The sequence below is a fragment of the Pseudomonas sp. RW407 genome, from assembly GCF_003176655.1.
GTDB classification, from domain to species: domain Bacteria; phylum Pseudomonadota; class Gammaproteobacteria; order Pseudomonadales; family Pseudomonadaceae; genus Pseudomonas; species Pseudomonas delhiensis.
The window spans coordinates 278,070-296,482 of sequence record NZ_QGSL01000091.1; the positions used below are offsets into that span (position 1 = coordinate 278,070).

An 18,413-nucleotide genomic window follows, 5' to 3' on the forward strand; every position below is an offset into this window, starting at 1 on the left:
GGTGGTTCCGGGTGGGATCGTGCCACGCTAGCAGGGCCGCTGCGGGGTGTATGTACACAGTTGCCGCGGAAAAAACGCATACAGCGTCGCTACAACCGCTCTACCTCCAGCTTCGGCCAGCGCCTCGGCCAGTTCTTGCGGCGCAGGCGATCGCGGTAGGCCTCGGGCTTGCCGCGGAAGTGTTCGGTGGGGCGGACGCGCAGGCCGAACAGGTCGTCCAGGCCCAGCGGCGCCAGCAGTTCCAGGCCCTCGTCGGCCAGGCGCACCGCCACCGCGGTGCAGACTTCCGGCCAGTGGCGCATGGCGTCGGCGACGTCGGCATAGGGTGCGTCGCCGTTGCGCAGGTGCATGCGCGCCTGGTTGCGCACCGACCAGGGCGCCTGCGGACAGGCCCGGGCCAGGCGCCGCTCGAAAGCCTCGTCGGCCTCGGCCTGCAGGCTACCCCCGTCGAAATACAGCACGTCCACGTCCGCCAGGGTGCCGGGCGCCAGGCCGTGCAGGTGGTCCCAGACGGCGTTGCGCACGAAGCCGGCGCCGATCCAGGCGCCGGGCGGGCCGTATTCGCGCAGGGCGCGCAGCAGGCCCATGCGCTGCGGGCAGGCGGCGAGCAGCGCGATCAGGCGCGCCGCCTGCGGAGTCACTGCAACCACGGCGGCGGTGGCGGTTCCTCGGCGCGCGGCGGGCCATCCTGCTCGGCGCGGGCTGCCTCGCGGCGCTCCTGCTCGCGCAGGGCAGCGGCGATCTCGCGCATCACCGCGTCGACGTCGGCTTCTTCCTCCGGCTCGTCGAAGTGGCCGGTCAGCGGGGTGTCCGGCTGCAGCTTGCCGTCTTCGAACAGCGCCCACATCTCCTTGGCGTAGCGGGTGTCCTTGAGCTCCGGGGCGAACTGGCCGAAGTAGGCGGCCATGTTGCCGACGTCGCGCTCGAGCATGCGGAAGGCGTGGTTGTTGGCCGCCGCGTCCACCGCCTGGGGCAGGTCGATGATCACCGGGCCGTCGGGGCCGAGCAGCACGTTGAACTCCGAGAGGTCGCCGTGCACCAGCCCGGCGCAGAGCATCATGACGATCTGGCGGATGAGGAAGTCGTGGTATTCGCGCGCCTGCTCCGGCTCCAGCACCACGTCGTTCAGGCGCGGCGCGGCGTCACCGTCTTCGTCGGCGACCATCTCCATCAGCAGCACGCCGTCGAGGAAGTCGTAGGGCTTGGGCACCCGTACGCCGGCGCCGGCGAGGCGGAACAGCGCCGCCACTTCGGCGTTCTGCCAGGCCTCCTCCTGCTCGCGCCGGCCGTAGCGCGAGCCCTTGGCCATGGCCCGGGCCTGGCGGCTGTTGCGCACCTTGCGGCCCTCCTGGTATTCGGCGGCCTGGCGGAAGCTGCGTTTGTTGGCCTCCTTGTAGACCTTGGCGCAGCGCAGCTGCTCGCCGCAGCGCACCACGTAGACCGCCGCTTCCTTGCCGCTCATCAGCGGGCGCAGCACTTCGTCGACCAGGCCGTCCTCGATCAGCGGCTCTATGCGTTTGGGTGTCTTCATCAGGCTCCGTCGTCGTTCATATCCGGCCCAAGCGGCCGCAGCCGCCCCTTATACGACATGCGCCGGGTGGCGCCCAGCACCGACCGCCGGAATCATGGTGGCGTCGTGGTCATTTCGATGCTTTCCCCCAGGGCATCGGCCATGCGCTCGATCTCGCTGCCCAGGGCCTGGTCGTCGTCGGCGTAGCGGATGGCGATGGCGGCGAAGCCGTCGGCGACCTCGGCGAAGGCTTCCACCACCTGCGGGTCGAAGTGGCTGCCGCTGGCGGCGAGGATGTGCTGGCGGGCCTCGTCCGGCGACAGGGTCGCATGGTAGGGATGGCGGCTGGTCAGCTCGTCGTAGCAGTCGATCAGCGCCAGCAGGCGCGCCGACAGCGGGATCTGCTCGCCGCGCAGGCCCCGCGGGTAGCCAGTGCCGTCCCAGCGCTCGTGGTGGCCGTAGGCGATCTCCTTGGCGTAGCGCAGGAATTCCGCCGGGGTGCCCAGGCGGCGCTCGGCGGCGGCCAGGGCGTCGTGGCCGATGCGCGTGTGGCTCTGCATCAGCAGCAGGTCCTCGGGGCTGAGCTGGCCGGGGTTGAGCAGCACGCGGTCGGGCACCGCCACCTTGCCGATGTCGTGTAGCTGCGCGGAGCGCGCCAGCAGCTCGATCTGCTCCAGGTCCAGGCTGCCGGCCTCGCCCTCGCGGCGGGCCAGGGCGTCGGCGAGCAGGCGCATGTACTGCTCGATGCGCAGCAGGTGGCGGCTGTGGGGGTTGTCGCGCAGGTCGCAGAGGGTGGCCATGGCCTCCAGGGTGGCGTCCTGGGCCGCCTGCAGCTCGCGGCTGCGGCGGCGCACTTCCAGCTCCAGGTATTCGCTCTTGTCGCGCAGGAAGTCGGCGTTGGCCTTGAGCTTGAGGTGCGCGCGGATGCGCGCCAGGGTCACCGGCGGGCTGATCGGCTTGGTGATGTAGTCCACCGCGCCCAGGTCCAGGCCGCGCTGCTCGTCGGCGGTGCTGACCATGCCGGTGAGGAAGATCACCGGGATCTCGGCGGTCAGCGGGTCGGCCTTGAGCTGGCGGCAGACCTCGTAGCCGTCCATCTCCGGCATCATGATGTCGAGCAGCACCAGGTCCGGCCGCGGCTCGCTGGCGGCCAGGCGCAGGGCCTTGGCGCCACTGCCGGCGACGCGCACCTGGTACTGGCCCATGAGCAGCTCGCTCATGAGCATCAGGTTGTCGGGTTGGTCGTCGACCACCAGGATCACTTCCTGGTCCGGCCGGTCCAGCATGCTGTCCATGGCCTCACTCCTCTACGGTCAGATGCGGATGTCGCGCTCGCGCGACAACACCAGCAGTTTTTCCAGGGCCCGCTCGAACTCGAAGCGGCGGATGCTCGCCGCGACGTCGTCGTACCCGTCATTGAAGATACTGCGCAGCAGGCCCGCGCGCTCGCCGACCAGCCGTCCGGCACGAGGGTCGTCGGCGGCCAGCAGGTGGGCCAGGCGGCGCACCACCTGCTCGGCCTGCTGGCGCTGTTCCGTCGGCAATTCCTCCCGGGCCTGCGCGGGCGCCGGCTCCGGTGCCTGCAGCAGCGGCGCCGGGGGCGAGCGCAGGATGCGCGACAGGTCGATGGGCCGCGCGTCCTCCACCCGGCCCATGGGCAGGCGGCACCAGAACAGGCTGCCCTGGTCCGGCGCGCTGTCCACCCCGACCTCGCCGCCCATGGCCTCGGCCAGGCGCTTGCAGATCGCCAGGCCCAGGCCGGAGCCGCCGTAGCGGCGGGTGATGGAGTTGTCGGCCTGGCGGAAGGACTCGAACAGCCGTTCCTGCTGCGCCTGGCTGATGCCGATGCCGCTGTCGCGCAGGCCGAAGTACAGCCAGTATTCGTCGCCGGCCTGCATGTCCAGGCGCACCTCCAGTTGCAGCCCGCCGCGCTCGGTGAACTTGAGCGCGTTGTTGCCGTAGTTCATCAGGATCTGCCGCAGGCGCAGCGAGTCGCCCAGCAGGTGCGAGGGCAGCCGCGGGTCGATGTGGCACTCCAGGCTCAGGCCCTTGCCCGCGGCGCGGATCGCCAGCAGGTCGACCAGCTCGCCGAGCAGGCGCTCCAGGTCGAAGTCCAGGTGCTCGAACTCCAGGCGGCCGGCCTCCACCTTGGACAGGTCGAGGATGTCGCTGATCAGCTCCAGCAGGTACTGGCCCGAGCCCTGGATCTTGCCCAGGTAGTCGCGCTGCTGCGGGTCCAGGGCGGTCTGCTCCAGCAGATGCGCAAGGCCGATGATGATGTTCAGCGGCGTGCGGATCTCGTGGCTGACGTTGGCCAGGAACTCGCTCTTCAGCCGCGCCGCCTGCTCGGCCAGGTCGCGGGCCTGGGCCAGGGCCTCCTCGGTGGCCTTGCGCGCGGTGATGTCGCGGCTCACCCCGACCAGCCCGAGCAACCCGCCGTGGTCGTCGTGGAAGGCGCTGCGCAGGGTGTCGAACAGCACCCGCCGGCCGTCCGGGTAGACCACCCAGCCCTCGCTGGCGAACGGCTGGCTGGCCGACAGCGCCTGGCGGTCGCGCTCGCCGCGGCCGGCGCTGGCGGCATCGCTGAACAGCTGGGCGTCGCTGCGCCCGATGACGTCCTCGGCCGGCAGCCCCAGGCATTCGGCGAAGGCGTGGTTGGCGCCCAGGTAGCGGCCCTCGGTGTCCTTGAACCAGATGGGGTCGGGAATGGCGTTGATCAGCGCCAGCAGGGTGCGCCGCTGGCGGTGCTCCTCGGCCTCGGCGCGGGCGCGCTCGGCCACCTGGATCTGCAGGCGGCGGTTCCAGATCAGCACGAAGGTGAGCAGGGCGAAGAAGCCCGCCACGTAGGGCCAGAGCGCCTGCAGCAGCTGCATCCAGTCGAAGGCGTCGAGCTGCGGCAGCCAGCGCTGGCGGATGCGCTCCTGCTCGTCGGCGTCGATGCTGGCCAGGGCGCGGTCGAGCAGCGGTACCAGGGGCGCCAGCTCGCGGCGCACGGCGAAGCGCACCTGGCTGTTGTCCAGGCCGCTGTCGCCACGCACCTCGAGGTTGCTCAGATTGAGCTGGCCGAGCAGGTAGTTGGTCGAGATGAGGTTGCCCACGTAGGCGTCCGCGTTCCCGGAGGCCACGGCCTTGAGCGCCTCGGCGGTGTCGTCGACGATGACGAAGGACACCCCCGGCACCGCCGTGCGCAGCAGGTCGTGCACGGCGAAGTCGCGCTCCACGGCGACGCGCTTGCCGGACAGGTCGTCGAGCATCCGCACGCTGCTGTCGCGGCGGGCGAAGATCAGGCTGCTGGTGCTCAGGTAGGGCCGGCTGAAGGCGAGGAACTGCTCGCGCTCGGGCGAGCGCGCCACGGTCGGCAACAGGTCGACCTGGCCATTGCGCGCCGCCTCGATCACCTGTGCCCAGTCGTCGAAGGTCTGCGTCTGCAGGCTCAGGCCCAGGCGCTGCGCGACCTGGTTCAGGTAGTCGGCGCTGATGCCCTGGAACTCGCCCTGGGCGTCGACCATCTCGAACGGCGGCCAGCCGTCCCGGGAAATGCCCACCCGCAGCGTCGGATGGGCCTCCAGCCAGCTGCGTTCGCGGGGGCTGAGCGTCAGTTCCGCGCCCCACAGCGGCGGGCACAGCAGGACGCAGAGCAGCAGGCAGTGGTGAAGGAGTCGGCGGCAGGGCATGGCGGGCTCTCGACGGACCTCCTGCAAGCGTAGCCGGCAGTTTGAAAAGCGATTACGGATTGCCCGCCCGCCGGGTGGCGCCGACAATTTACCCATGTCCCTGGTCCTCCACGGAGAGCACCATGCCCTCACTTCCCGATGATGAACGCTGCTGGCAGGCGGTCTGCGAGCGTGACGCGGGCTTCGACCAGCGTTTCGTGTTTTCCGTTCGCTCCACCGGCGTCTATTGCCGGCCGAGCTGCCCGGCGCGGCGGCCGAGCCGCGCCAACGTGCGCTTCCACGCCGACGCGGCGGCCGCCGAAGCCGCGGGCTTCCGCCCCTGCCGGCGCTGCACGCCCGACGGCGAAAGCCCGGCGCAGCGCCTGGACGCCCTGGTCGCCGCCGCCTGCCAGCTGCTGGAGCAGGCCGAGCGCCCGCTGACCATGGAAGAGCTGGCGGCCCGCATCGGCCTCTCGGCCTCGCACCTGGCCCGCGCTTTCAAGGCCCGCACCGGCCTGACGCCCCGGGCCTGGGCCGAGGCCCGCCGCCAGCAGCGCCTGGCCGCCGCCCTGCCGCAGGCGCGTTCGGTGCTCGACGCCGCCCTGGAGGCGGGCTACTCCGGCACCCGCGCGCTCTACGAGGCACCCACCGCGCTGAGCCCGGCGCAGCGCCGGCAGAAGGGCGCCGGCACCCGGCTGCGCTACGCCATCGCCCCCTGCCCGCTCGGCCAGGTGCTGCTGGCCGCCAGCCCGCGGGGCGTCTGCGCCCTGCTGTTCGGCGACGAAGCGGGTCAACTGGAGGCGGAACTGCGCCAACGCTTCGCCGCCGCCGAGCTGCAGCGCGACGACGCCGGCCTGGGCGACTGGCTGGGCCAAGTGCTGCACCAGCTGGAGCAGCCCGAACGCACCGCCGGCCTGCCCCTGGACCTGCACGGCAGCGCCTTCCAGCTGCGCGTCTGGCACGCCCTGGCGCAGATTCCCAGCGGCCAGACGCGGCGCTACGGCGAACTGGCCGAACAGTTGCACAGCCACCCCCGGGCCATCGCCCGCGCCTGCGCCAGCAACCCGGTGGGGCTGCTGGTGCCGTGCCACCGGGTGGTGGCGGCCGACGGCGGCAGCGGCGGCTACCGCTGGGGCCTGGAACGCAAGCACGAGCTGCTGCGCCGCGAGGGCCAGGCGGCGCGCCAGGACGAGCCCGCCTGAGCCGCCTCCGATCGGCCGGGCCCATGGCAGAGCCCTCGCTGTGCTATGGTTCGGCCCCTCGAAGGACCGCCTGCAAGCCCATGAACCTCTGGAACCTCATCACCCGCTTCGGCGACAGCTCCCTGCTGCTGCCCTGCGCGCTGTTCATCTATGCCTGGCTGCTGCTGCGCCGGGAAAGCCGCAACGCCCACTGCTGGCTGTTGCTGTTCGGCCTGGCCGCCGGCGCCACCCTGGTCTCCAAACTGGCCTTCATGGGCTGGGGCATCGGCATTCCCGCGTGGAACTTCACCGGGCTGTCCGGCCACAGCATGCTGGCCGCCAGCGTCCTGCCAGTGCTCTGCAGCCTGCTGGTACCCACCCGCCCCATCTGGCGCCTGGCCGCCGCGGCCGGAGGCGCCGTGCTGGCGGTGCTGGTGGGGGTGTCGCGGTTGCAGATCAACGTGCATTCGCCGGCGGAAGTCTACGGCGGGCTGGCCGTCGGCCTGGCCGCCAGCGGCGCCTTCCTCTGCCTGACGCAGCGCCGCCTGCCGTCGTTGTCGCCGCTGCTGCTGGCCATGGTCCTGCTGCTGGCCTCGCTGCAGGGCATGACCGGCGTGCGCGCGCCCACCCACCAGATGCTGGAACGCATCGCCGCCTACATGGCCGACCGCGACAAGCCGTTCCGGCGCGGCGAGTGGGGTGGCTTCCATCGACTGGATGCCCAGCAGGCACCGGCGGCCTAGGCCCGTAGGGCGCATAACGCCTACGGCGTTATGCGCCTGATCGCGGACGGAGTCCGCTCCTACGCTGCCCGAGCCATGCCATTCTCCTGTAGGAGCGCGCCCTGCGCGCGATTCGCGGGCAGGGCCCGCTCCTACGACCGTGCCTCCCTGGAACTGCAGGAGTGGGTCCAGCCGCGTTCGGAAAACCGAACGCACAAACGGCATCTATCCGGAAGACCGAACGCCGACGTCCTCGACGGCGCGCCATCGCCAGATATAAACCATTAAAAATCAGCAAGTTACTTGAATATCCAGGGACTGGCACGGTCCCTGCTCTCTAGCTTCCCGTGAGCATGCGGCAGCGCCGCGCTTGCCCGTCGGGCGCCAGGAGGGCCAGCCGCCGGGTACGCCTGCCGCAGGATCGACAACAACCAGAACAAGTCGAGGAAGCATCAATGCGTATCGCACCCCGTGTGCTGGGCGTGGCCATCGTCGCCGCCCTGTTCGCCACTCCGGCCCTTTCCGAGGAACTCACCGGCACCCTGAAGAAGATCAAGGATTCCGGCACCATCGTCCTCGGCCACCGTGACGCCTCCATTCCCTTCTCCTACCTGGCCGACGACCCGCGCCAGCCGGTGGGCTATTCCCACGACCTGCAGCTGAAGGTGGTCGAGGCGGTCAAGCAGCAGCTGGGCATGCCCGACCTCAAGGTGCGCTACAACCTGGTCACCTCGCAGACGCGCATCCCGCTGGTGCAGAACGGCACCGTGGACATCGAGTGCGGCTCCACCACCAACAACCTGGAGCGCCAGAAGCAGGTCGACTTCTCCCTCGGCATCTTCGAGGTGGGCACCCGCCTGCTGACCAAGAAGACCAGCGGCATCAGCGACTTCGCCGACCTCAAGGGCAAGAACGTGGTGACCACCGCCGGCACCACCTCCGAGCGCCTGCTCAAGTCGATGAACGCCGAGAAGAAGATGGGCATGAACATCATCTCGGCCAAGGACCACGGCGAGTCCTTCCTGATGCTCGAGTCCGGCCGCGCCGTGGCCTTCATGATGGACGACGCGCTGCTCTACGGCGAAATGGCCAAGGCCAAGAAGCCCGACGACTGGACGGTGGTCGGCACCCCGCAGTCCTACGAAATCTACGGCTGCATGGTGCGCAAGGGCGACGAGGGCTTCAAGCAGGTGGTCGACAAGGCCATCGCCGACACCTTCGCCTCCGGGCAGATCAACGACATCTACGCCAAGTGGTTCACCCAGCCGGTGCCGCCCAAGGGCCTGAACCTCGAATTCCCGATGAGCGACACGCTCAAGAAGCTGATCGCCAGTCCCACCGACAAGTCTGCCGAGCAGATGTAACGGTGGCGCCAGCCCGCGCTCACGAGGCGCGGGCCGGCGGGGAGCGGGAGCGCCGGCGGCGCTCCCGGCCTCCTCTTCCTTCTTCCTGATCCACCAGCGGAACACGCCCGTCACCCACGGGCGCGGGCGCCCGCGCGCCGCGTTCCGGCCGTTTCGACGCCCTCACGGGGGCCTTCGAGGGAAACCTGCATGAACTACAACTGGGACTGGAGCGTGTTCTTCAAGTCCACCGGGATCGGCGACGAGATCTACCTGGACTGGTACCTCACCGGCCTGGGCTGGACCATCGCCGTCGCCCTCACCGCCTGGCTGGTCGCCCTGGCGCTGGGCTCGGTGCTGGGCGTGCTGCGCACCGCGCCGAACCGCTGGCTGTCGGCCATCGGCACCGGCTACGTCGAGCTGTTCCGCAACGTGCCGCTGCTGGTGCAGCTGTTCCTCTGGTACTTCCTGGTCCCGGACCTGCTGCCGCAGCCGCTGCAGGACTGGTTCAAGCTCGGCCTGGCGCCGGAAACCTCGGCCTTCATCAGCGTGGTGGTGTGCCTGGGCCTGTTCACCGCGGCGCGGGTGTGCGAGCAGGTGCGCACCGGCATCCAGGCCCTGCCCCGCGGGCAGATAGCCGCCGGCCGCGCCATGGGCTTCAGCCTGCCCCAGGTGTACCGCTACGTGCTGCTGCCGCAGGCCTTCCGCATCATCATCCCGCCGCTGACCTCGGAGTTCCTCAACATCTTCAAGAACTCCTCGGTGGCCTCGCTGATCGGCCTCATGGAGCTGCTGGCGCAGACCAAGCAGACAGCCGAATTCAGCGCCAACCTGTTCGAGGCCTTCACCCTGGCCACGCTGATCTACTTCACCCTGAACATGAGCCTGATGCTGTTCATGCGCCTGGTGGAGCGCAAGGTCGCGCTGCCCGGCCTGATTTCCGTGGGGGGCAAGTGATGGATTTCAGCTCGATCGTCCCGGCGCTGCCGGGCCTGTGGGACGGCATGGCCATGACCCTGCAGCTGACCGCCCTGGGCGTGGTCGGCGGCGTGGTGCTGGGGACCCTGCTGGCGCTGATGCGCATGTCCCACAACCGCCTGCTGAGCAACCTGGCGGGCTTCTACGTCAACTACTTCCGCTCCATCCCGCTGCTGCTGGTGATCACCTGGTTCTACCTGGCGGTGCCCTACATCCTGCGCTGGATCACCGGCAGCGACACCCCGGTGGGCGCCTTCATCAGCTGCCTGGTGGCCTTCGTGATGTTCGAGGCGGCGTACTTCTGCGAGATCGTCCGCGCCGGCATCCAGGCCATTCCCAAAGGCCAGATGGGCGCGGCCCAGGCCCTGGGCATGACCTACGGCCAGTGCATGCGGCTGATCATCCTGCCCCAGGCGTTCCGCAAGATGACCCCGCTGCTGCTGCAGCAGAGCATCATCCTGTTCCAGGACACCTCGCTGGTCTACACCGTCGGCCTGATGGACTTCCTCAACGCGGCGCGCTCGCGCGGCGACATCATCGGCCAGCCCCACGAATTCCTGATCTTCGCCGGTCTCGTCTACTTCATCGTCAGCTTCACCGCATCCTTCGCGGTCAAGCGCCTGCAGAAAGGGTTAGCCCTATGATCACCATCCAGAACGTCAACAAGTGGTACGGCGACTTCCAGGTCCTCACCGACTGCAGCACCTCGGTGAGCAAGGGCGAGGTGGTGGTGGTCTGCGGCCCGTCCGGCTCGGGCAAGTCGACGCTGATCAAGTGCGTCAACGCCCTGGAGCCGTTCCAGAAGGGCGACATCGTGGTCGACGGCACCTCCATCGCCGACCCGAAGACCAACCTGCCCAGGCTGCGCTCGCGGGTGGGCATGGTGTTCCAGCACTTCGAGCTGTTCCCGCACCTGACCATCACCGAGAACCTGACCATCGCCCAGGTCAAGGTGCTCGGCCGCGGCAAGGACGAGGCCACCGAAAAGGGCCTGGCGCTGCTCGACCGCGTCGGGCTGAAGGCCCACGCGCACAAGCACCCCGGCCAGCTCTCCGGCGGCCAGCAGCAGCGCGTGGCCATCGCCCGCGCCCTGGCCATGGACCCGATCGTGATGCTGTTCGACGAGCCCACCTCGGCGCTGGACCCGGAGATGGTCAACGAGGTGCTCGACGTGATGGTCCAGCTGGCCCAGGAAGGCATGACCATGATGTGCGTGACCCACGAGATGGGCTTCGCCCGCAAGGTGGCCGACCGGGTGATCTTCATGGACCGCGGGCAGATCGTCGAGGACTGCGCCAAGGAGGAATTCTTCGGCGACCTAGAGGCCCGCTCCGAGCGCGCCCGGCAGTTCCTCGCCAAGATCCTCACCCACTGAAGCCCTGCCCACGCCCCTGCGTAGGATGGGTGGAGCGCAGCGATACCCATCACCGGCTGAAACCCCGGTTTCTCGTAGGAGCGAGCTTGCTCGCGAACAATCCCCGGTTCGCGAGCAAGAACTAGGCGTCCCCCTCGCTCCTACGAAGAGCCTCTCCATCGGCTCGGCCCCGGCAGCGGGCTGGCCCGCTTCCGACGACTGTGATGCAATGCCCGTCCAGCCACTGACCCTGTCACCGCCGACCGTGAAGCCGAGCCTCGTGCGCAACCTGCTGCTGCCGATCCCGCTGATCCTGCTGATGCTCGGCTTCGGCTATGGCGGCTACCTGGTCAGCGCCGGCGCCGGCACCCGCGCCCTGGTCGCCAGCGGCGAACGCCAGCTGGAGCTGCACGCCCGCGGGGTGGAAAGCGAGATCAGCCGCTACACCTACCTGCCCAGCCTGCTGGAGCTGGAGAGCAGCGTCACCCGCCTGCTGCTGGAGCCCACGCCCTATCGCCGCGACCAGGTCAACACCTACCTGGAAGGCCTCAACCGCCGCGCCGGCAGCCGCGCCATCTACCTGCTGGACACCTCCGGCCGGGTGCTGGCCACCAGCAACTGGCAGGACGCCGACAGCTACCTGGGCGAGGACCTGTCCTTCCGCGCCTACTTCCAGGACGCCGTGCAGGGCCGCCCGGGGCGCTTCTACGGCATCGGCAGCACCGTCGGCGAGCCCGGCTACTACCTGGCCCACGGCCTGGTGCACGGCGGGCGCATCGTCGGCGTGGCGGTGGTCAAGGTGAAGATGGAGGCCCTGGAGGAGCGCTGGGAGAAGGCCCAGCTGCAGGCCTTCGTCAGCGACGAGAACGGCATCATCATCCTCTCCAGCAACCCGCAGCTGCGCCTGAAGGCGGTGCGCCCGCTCAGCGCCGCGGACAAGGAGCGCCTGGCGCGCAGCCTGCAGTACTACTGGTGGGCGCTCAACGAATGGCAGCCCAGCTCGCGCCGCGACCTGGGCGAAGGCGTGGAGGAAATCGGCTTCCGCGACCACGACGCCAACGGCGTGGCCCATGCCGAGCACCTGTACCTCAAGCAGACGCGCCGCCTGGGCGACACGCCCTGGGACTTCACCCTGCTCAGCCCGCTGCAGGACGTGCGCCGCGAGGCCATGATCCACGGCGCCCTGGCCGCGGTGGGCTTCGCCCTGCTGGCGTTCCTGCTGATCGCCTGGAACGAGCGGCGCAAGGTCCTGGCCACCCGCCTGGCCGCCCGCGAGGCGCTGCAGCAGGCCAACAACGAACTGGAGCGGCGCATTGCCGAGCGCACCGCCGACCTGCGCGCCAGCAACCAGCACCTACGTGAGCAGATCCGCGAGCGCCGCCAGGCCGAGGACACCCTGCGCAAGGCCCAGGACCGCCTGGTCCAGGCCGGCAAGCTGGCGGTCATCGGGCAGATGTCCACCAGCATCGCCCACGAGCTGAACCAGCCGCTGGCGGCGCTGCGCACCCTCTCCGGCAACACCGTGCGCTTCCTCCAGCGCGGCGCCCTGGACACCGCCAGCAGCAACCTGGAAGCCATCAACGAGATGGTCGACCGCATGGGCCGCATCACCGCCAGCCTGCGCGCCTTCGCCCGGCGCGCCGACGACCACGGCCAGGCGCGCCTGGGCAAGGCGGTGGACGCCGCGCTGCGGGTGCTGCAGGTGCGCCTGAAGGACTGCCCGCTGGTGTTGCACCGCGAATTCGACGACGCCTGCCTGGGCATCGACCAGACGCGCCTGGAGCAGATACTGGTCAACCTCGTCGCCAACGCCCTGGACGCCATGAGCGGCCAGGCCGACCGCCAGCTCTGGCTCAACGGCCGCAGCGAGGGCGCACAGTACCACCTGACGGTGCGCGACAACGGCCCGGGCATCCCGCCGGCAGCCCGCGAGCACCTGTTCGAACCCTTCTTCACCACCAAGCCCGGCGAGCACGGCCTGGGCCTGGGCCTGACGCTCTCGGCCAGCCTCGCCACCGCCGCCGGCGGCAGCCTGGGCGTGGCCCACCCGGAGGCCGGCGGCACCGCCTTCGAACTCAGCCTGCCGCTGCTGCCCACTCAGGAACCTACGCCATGAGCGACGAAAAACTCCGCGTACTGGTGGTCGAGGACGACCCCCACGTGCTGCTCGGCTGCCAGCAGGCCCTGGCCCTGGAAGACATCGACAGCGACGGCGTGGCCAGCGCCGAGGAAGCGCTCAGGCGCGTGGGCGCCGACTTCCCCGGCATCGTCGTCAGCGACATCCGCCTGCCCGGCATGGACGGCCTGCAACTGCTGGCCCGCCTGCGCGAGAAGGATGCCCAGCTGCCGGTGGTGCTGATCACCGGCCACGGCGACATCGCCATGGCCGTGCAGGCCATGCGCGATGGCGCCTACGACTTCATGGAAAAACCCTTCGCCCCCGAGCGCCTGGTGGACGTGGCGCGGCGCGCCCTGGAACGCCGCCGGCTCAGCCGCGAGATCGGCCAGCTGCGCCGCCAGCTGGCCGGGCGCCAGGCCCTGGAAGCCAGGCTGATCGGCCGCTCGCCGGCGATGCAGGCGCTGCGCGAGCTGATCGCCAACGTCGCCGACACCTCGGCCAACGTGCTCATCGAGGGCGAGACCGGCACCGGCAAGGAGCTGGTCGCCCGCTGCCTGCACGACTACAGCCGGCGCCAAGCCAAGGCCTTCGTCGCGCTGAACTGCGGCGGCCTGCCGGAAAGCCTGATCGACAGCGAGATCTTCGGCCATGAGGCCCACGCCTTCACCGGCGCCGGCAAGCGGCGCATCGGCAAGATCGAGCACGCCGACGGCGGCAGCCTGTTCCTCGACGAGATCGAGAGCATGCCGCTGAACCTGCAGATCAAGCTGCTGCGCGTGCTGCAGGAACACCAGCTGGAGCGCCTGGGCTCCAACCAGCTGATCCCGGTGGATTGCCGGGTGATAGCCGCGACCAAGTCGGACCTGGCCGCCATGGGCCGCGAAGGCAGCTTCCGCAGCGACCTCTACTACCGCCTCAACGTCATCACCCTGCAACTGCCGCCGCTGCGCGAGAGGCGCGAGGACATCCTGATGCTCTTCGAGCACTTCCTGCAGCAGTCCTCGCTGCGCTTCGACCGCCCGGCGCCGGCCATCGACAACGCCACCGCCGCCAGCCTCATGGCCCACGACTGGCCGGGCAACGTGCGCGAACTGCGCAACGTCGCCGAACGCTTCGCCCTCGGCCTGCCGGTGCTGACCGCCAGCGGCCTCGGCCCGGACGCCAGCGAACCGCGCTTCGCCGAAGCCGTGGAAGCCTTCGAACGCAGCCTGCTGCAGGCCGCCCTGGAACGCCACGCCGGCAACCTGAGCCAGGCCGCCGCGGCCCTGGGCATGGCCAAGACCACGCTGTTCGACAAGGTGAAGAAGTACGGGTTGGCGTAGGGCGGAAACCAGCGAATCGCGGACGGAGTCCGCTCCTACGGTTTCAGGGAAGCACGGGCGTAGGAGCAACTGTCTTGCAGGCTGCGCCGCCTCTTTCCAACCCGTAGGGCGCATAACGCCTACGGCGTTATCCGCCGCGGCCGTCGGGCACCGGCGTTCCGGCCAACGGCGGATAACCGCGAACGGTTATTCGCCCTACGGTCGAGCACGGACGTAGGAGCGGACTCCGTCCGCGATTCCGCCGGCGGGGCCGGCGCCCGGTCTGGCATGGCGATGGGTGCGTGGTTCGCACGTGGAGCCGCCTGGGCGTGAGGTCAGGCGGCGGATAACGCCTGGGCGTTATGCGCCCTACGCCCTGATCAGCCAGGCTCGCGCCTACGAAGAGCCGGGGAGGCTGTGCAATTGCTGGCGCCACAGCGCTTCCAGCGGCTGCACCTGGGCCGGGCCGTAGAGCGCCGCTTGTTCGCCGCGGTGCCAGGCCCACAGCTGGTCGCCGTAGTCGTAGTGCCACCATTCGCTGGACAGGTTGCTGAAGCCGGCCTCGCGCATCACGTTGAACAGCAGCCGGCGGCGGTCGCGGATGGCGCGGCCGTGGTCGTCGCTCGCGTCTTCGTAATGGCGGGTGTAGGAACGCGGGGTGGCCTCGTCGAACAGGCTGCCCATGTCCAGCCAGCGGCCGTCGCGGTCGCACAGGGTGATGTCGACGGCGCCGCCGGTCAGGTGCGGGCTCGGCGCTTCGGCGCGGGTGCTGGGCGGGGCGACGAACTCGCGGGTGCGCCGCGTCAGCTCCTCGGGCGCAGCGTCCGGTTCATGCTGGCGGAGGATTTCGTAGAGGGTGTCATAAAGATGCTGCTGCACCGCGAACGGCCGCCAGGCGTCCAGCACCGCCAGGCGCAGGCCGTCGGGCAGCAGCCGCGCCGCCCGCAGCAGGCGCTCGAACACCCCGGCGCGGGCGTGGCATTCGGCCGGGGCGTTGGGGACGCCCAGGCGGTGGTAGGCCGGCCAGACCAGGAAGCCCTGGCTGGTGCCGAGGGCCTCCAGGGGCTCGCCGCATTCGACGATGGGCATGCGGAAGGCCGCGGCCCAGTCCGGTTCCGGCGCTTCGGGGATGGCGGCGAGCAGGTCGGTCACGGCGGTCAGTCCAGCAGCGAGAGGGTTACCGGGGCCTGGTGGTTGTCTTCCACGCGCACCTCCAGCTGGCCTTCGCCCAGTTTCGCGGTCAGGCGCTGGCCGGGCTGGGCCTGGGCGGCGCGGCGGATGGCCTGGCCGCGCTCGTCGAGGAGAATGCTGTAGCCGCGCCCGAGGGTGGCCAGCGGGCTGACGATGTGCAGGCTCTGGGCCAGGCCGTCGAGGCGCTGGCGGCGCTCGCGGAGGATCGCCCGGGTGGCGTGGGGCAGGCGCGCGGCCAGGCTGTCGAGCTTCTGCCGCAGCAGCGCCAGGGCGCGGCCCGGGTGCTGCGCCTGCAGGCGCGTCTGCAGGCGGCCGATGCGCTCCTGGCGCACCTGCAGCTGGCGCTCGAAGGCGCGGCGCAGGCGCATGTCCAGGTCGTCCAGGCGCTGGGCCTGCTGGCGCAGGCGCTCGCCGGGGTGGCGCAGGCGCCGGGCGCTGCCTTCCAGGCGCAGGCGCTCGCGGGTCAGGCGCTCCTGGATGCGCAGGATCAGCCGCCGGCGCAGGCTGTCCAGGCGCTGCTGCAGGTCGCCGGCGTGGGGCGCCAGCAGCTCGGCGGCGGCCGAGGGCGTGGGGGCGCGGACGTCGGCGACGAAATCGCTGATGGATACGTCGGTCTCGTGGCCCACGGCGCTCACCACCGGGGTGGCGCAGGCGGCGATGGCGCGGGCCACGGCTTCCTCGTTGAAGCACCAGAGGTCTTCCAGCGAGCCGCCGCCGCGGGCCAGGATGATGGCGTCGAAACCGCGCGCGTCGGCCAGCTGCAGGGCGCGGACGATCTGCGCGGTGGCCTCGCGGCCCTGCACCGCGGTGGGCACCAGGGTCAGCCGGACCTGGGGGGCGCGGCGGCGGAACACGCTGATGATGTCGCGGATCACCGCGCCGGTGGGCGAGCTGACGATGCCGATGCGCTGCGGGTGGGCCGGCAACGGCCGCTTGCGTTCGGCGGCGAACAGGCCCTCGGCGGCGAGCTTCTGCTTCAGCGCTTCGAAGGCCAGGCGCAGGGCGCCGTCACCGGCCGGCTCGACCGCATCGGCGATCAGTTGGTAGTCGCCGCGGCCCTCGAACAGCGAGACCTTGCCGCGCACCTTGACCGCCAGGCCGTCGCGCAGGGCCTGGCGCACCCGCAGGGCGTGCTGGCGGAACAGCGCACAGCGCACCTGGGCGTTGCCGTCCTTCAGGGTGAAATAGATGTGCCCGGAGGCGGGGCGGGCGAGGTTGGAGATCTCGCCTTCCACCCACACCTGCGGGAACACGTCCTCCAGGAGCTGGCGGGCGCGCTGGTTGAGCTGGCTGACGGTCAGCACCTCGCGGTCGAGGCCGAGCCGTTGGAAAGGGTCGTTGAACATGGCGCTGGATGATAAGCCCGGGGCCTTGCCGAGGGCCAGCGCGAAACCCGCGAATCCAGCGGTCGGGCGCGTTGAGCCGGAGCGTGAAGCTGGGGTATAATGCCGCGCTTCCATTTTCCCGTGTGGGAGCCCTCGCCATGCTGCGCATCAGCCAAGAAGCCCTGACGTTCGACGACGTCCTCCTCATCCCCGGTTACTCCGAGGTCCTGCCCAAGGACGTGAGTCTGAAGACTCGCCTGACCCGGGGCATCGAACTGAACATCCCGCTGGTGTCCGCCGCCATGGATACCGTGACCGAATCCCGCCTGGCCATCGCCATGGCGCAGGAAGGCGGTATCGGCATCATCCACAAGAACATGGGCATCGAGCAGCAGGCTGCCGAAGTGCGCAAGGTCAAGAAGCACGAGACCGCCATCGTTCGCGACCCGGTCACCGTGACCCCCTCGACCAAGATCATCGAGCTGCTGCAGATCGCCCGCGAGTACGGCTTCTCCGGCTTCCCGGTGGTGGAGGAGGGCGAGCTGGTGGGCATCGTCACCGGCCGCGACCTGCGCGTGAAGCCGAACGTCGGCGACAGCGTGGCGGCGATCATGACGCCCAAGGACAAGCTGATCACCGCCCGCGAAGGCACCGCCCTGGAGGAGATCAAGGCCAAGCTGTACGAGAACCGCATCGAGAAGATGCTGGTGGTCGACGAGCAGTTCCGCCTCACCGGCCTGGTCACCTTCCGTGACATCGAGAAAGCCAAGACCTACCCGCTGGCGTCCAAGGACGAGCAGGGCCGCCTGCGCGTCGGCGCCGCCGTCGGCACCGGCGCCGATACCGGCGAGCGCGTCGCCGCGCTGGTCGCCGCCGGCGTCGACGTGGTGGTGGTGGACACCGCCCACGGCCACTCCAAGGGTGTGATCGACCGCGTGCGCTGGGTGAAGGAAACCTTCCCGCAGGTCCAGGTGATCGGCGGCAACATCGCCACCGGCGAAGCCGCCAAGGCCCTGGCTGACGCCGGCGCCGACGCGGTCAAGGTCGGCATCGGCCCGGGCTCCATCTGCACCACCCGCATCGTCGCCGGTGTCGGCGTACCGCAGATCTCGGCCATCGCCAACGTCGCCGCCGCCCTCGAGGGCACCGGCGTCCCGCTGATCGCCGACGGCGGCATCCGCTTCTCCGGCGACCTGGCCAAGGCCATGGTGGCTGGCGCCTACTGCGTGATGATGGGCTCCATGTTCGCCGGCACCGAAGAGGCCCCGGGCGAGATCGAGCTGTTCCAGGGCCGCTCCTACAAGTCCTACCGCGGCATGGGCTCCCTGGGCGCCATGGCCGGCGCCACCGGTTCCTCCGACCGCTACTTCCAGGACGCCTCCGCCGGCGCCGAGAAGCTGGTCCCCGAGGGCATCGAAGGCCGCGTCCCCTACAAGGGCCAGCTGACCGCCATCGTCCACCAGCTAATGGGTGGCCTGCGCGCCGCCATGGGCTACACCGGCAGCGCCGACATCCAGGACATGCGCACCCGGCCGCAGTTCGTGCGCATCACCGGCGCCGGCATGGCCGAGTCCCACGTGCACGACGTGCAGATCACCAAGGAAGCGCCGAACTATAGGGTGGGCTGAAGCCCACTGGCGACAGGCTGCAGGCGGCAGGCTACAGGCAAAGGGCCCGTAGCCGCCGCGCAGCCCCTTCACAACCTGCAGCCTGCAGCCTGAAGCCTGCAGCTGCCT

General features: G+C 70.2%; 15 protein-coding genes. 9 read left to right on the forward strand and 6 right to left on the reverse strand.

Annotation, left to right across the window (positions count from 1 at the left end; genetic code table 11):
* Positions 1-89: 89 nt before the first annotated feature.
* The 4 genes from DK254_RS13570 to DK254_RS13585 form a co-directional block, all read right to left on the reverse strand.
* Positions 90-587 (reverse strand): nucleotidyltransferase family protein, encoded by a 498-nt coding sequence (locus DK254_RS13570; protein ID WP_109934668.1) that lies wholly within the window; start codon positions 585-587, stop codon positions 90-92.
* 50 nt (positions 588-637) lie between these two features.
* Positions 638-1,531 carry a PA4780 family RIO1-like protein kinase gene (locus tag DK254_RS13575; protein ID WP_089389654.1) on the reverse strand — a complete coding sequence of 298 codons (894 nt, stop codon included), beginning with the start codon at positions 1,529-1,531 and terminating at the stop codon, positions 638-640.
* A gap of 92 nt (positions 1,532-1,623) precedes the next feature.
* A complete protein-coding gene (locus tag DK254_RS13580) occupies positions 1,624-2,805 on the reverse strand; it encodes a two-component system response regulator (RefSeq protein WP_109934190.1) in 1,182 nt (393 codons plus the stop codon).
* An 18-nt stretch (positions 2,806-2,823) separates the two neighbouring features.
* Positions 2,824-5,184, reverse strand: coding sequence for an ATP-binding protein (locus DK254_RS13585; RefSeq protein WP_109934191.1), 2,361 nt, complete (start codon positions 5,182-5,184; stop codon positions 2,824-2,826).
* A 122-nt stretch (positions 5,185-5,306) separates the two neighbouring features.
* On the opposite strand from DK254_RS13585, the gene ada reads away from it, so the two are divergent.
* From ada to DK254_RS13625, 8 genes are all read left to right on the forward strand, one after another.
* A complete protein-coding gene (gene ada, locus DK254_RS13590) occupies positions 5,307-6,365 on the forward strand; it encodes a bifunctional DNA-binding transcriptional regulator/O6-methylguanine-DNA methyltransferase Ada (RefSeq protein ID WP_109934192.1) in 1,059 nt (352 codons plus the stop codon).
* Between the two features lie 80 nt (positions 6,366-6,445).
* Complete coding sequence (locus DK254_RS13595) at positions 6,446-7,087, forward strand: phosphatase PAP2 family protein (protein ID WP_109934193.1); 642 nt, start codon at positions 6,446-6,448, stop codon at positions 7,085-7,087.
* A gap of 434 nt (positions 7,088-7,521) precedes the next feature.
* Positions 7,522-8,430, forward strand: a complete 909-nt coding sequence (locus DK254_RS13600) for a glutamate/aspartate ABC transporter substrate-binding protein (RefSeq protein ID WP_089389659.1) — start codon at positions 7,522-7,524, stop codon at positions 8,428-8,430.
* 189 nt (positions 8,431-8,619) lie between these two features.
* Positions 8,620-9,366, forward strand: coding sequence for an amino acid ABC transporter permease (locus tag DK254_RS13605; protein WP_109934194.1), 747 nt, complete (start codon positions 8,620-8,622; stop codon positions 9,364-9,366).
* Positions 9,363-10,031, forward strand: coding sequence for an amino acid ABC transporter permease (locus DK254_RS13610; RefSeq protein WP_177412059.1), 669 nt, complete (start codon positions 9,363-9,365; stop codon positions 10,029-10,031). The genes DK254_RS13605 and DK254_RS13610 overlap by 4 nt, the downstream gene beginning before the upstream one ends.
* Entirely contained in the window at positions 10,028-10,762 is a 735-nt protein-coding gene (locus tag DK254_RS13615; protein ID WP_089389662.1) for an amino acid ABC transporter ATP-binding protein, read from the forward strand. The genes DK254_RS13610 and DK254_RS13615 overlap by 4 nt, the downstream gene beginning before the upstream one ends.
* 208 nt (positions 10,763-10,970) lie before the next feature.
* A complete protein-coding gene (locus tag DK254_RS13620) occupies positions 10,971-12,857 on the forward strand; it encodes a sensor histidine kinase (protein WP_109934196.1) in 1,887 nt (628 codons plus the stop codon).
* Positions 12,854-14,182, forward strand: a complete 1,329-nt coding sequence (locus tag DK254_RS13625; RefSeq protein WP_109934197.1) for a sigma-54 dependent transcriptional regulator — start codon at positions 12,854-12,856, stop codon at positions 14,180-14,182. The genes DK254_RS13620 and DK254_RS13625 overlap by 4 nt, the downstream gene beginning before the upstream one ends.
* A 375-nt stretch (positions 14,183-14,557) precedes the next feature.
* Here the strand turns inward: DK254_RS13625 and DK254_RS13630 are convergent, their stop codons facing one another.
* Together DK254_RS13630 and xseA are read right to left on the reverse strand one after the other, a co-directional pair.
* Positions 14,558-15,313: a M15 family metallopeptidase gene (locus DK254_RS13630; protein WP_177412060.1), complete on the reverse strand. Its 756-nt coding sequence runs from the start codon at positions 15,311-15,313 to the stop codon at positions 14,558-14,560.
* 5 nt (positions 15,314-15,318) lie between these two features.
* Entirely contained in the window at positions 15,319-16,698 is a 1,380-nt protein-coding gene (xseA, locus tag DK254_RS13635) for an exodeoxyribonuclease VII large subunit (protein WP_109934198.1), read from the reverse strand.
* Positions 16,699-16,835: 137 nt separating this feature from the next.
* Between xseA and guaB the strand changes: the two genes are divergently transcribed.
* The gene (gene guaB, locus DK254_RS13640; RefSeq protein ID WP_109934199.1) at positions 16,836-18,305 is read left to right on the forward strand and encodes an IMP dehydrogenase; all 1,470 of its coding nucleotides are present in this window, start codon (positions 16,836-16,838) and stop codon (positions 18,303-18,305) included.
* Positions 18,306-18,413 lie beyond the last annotated feature (108 nt).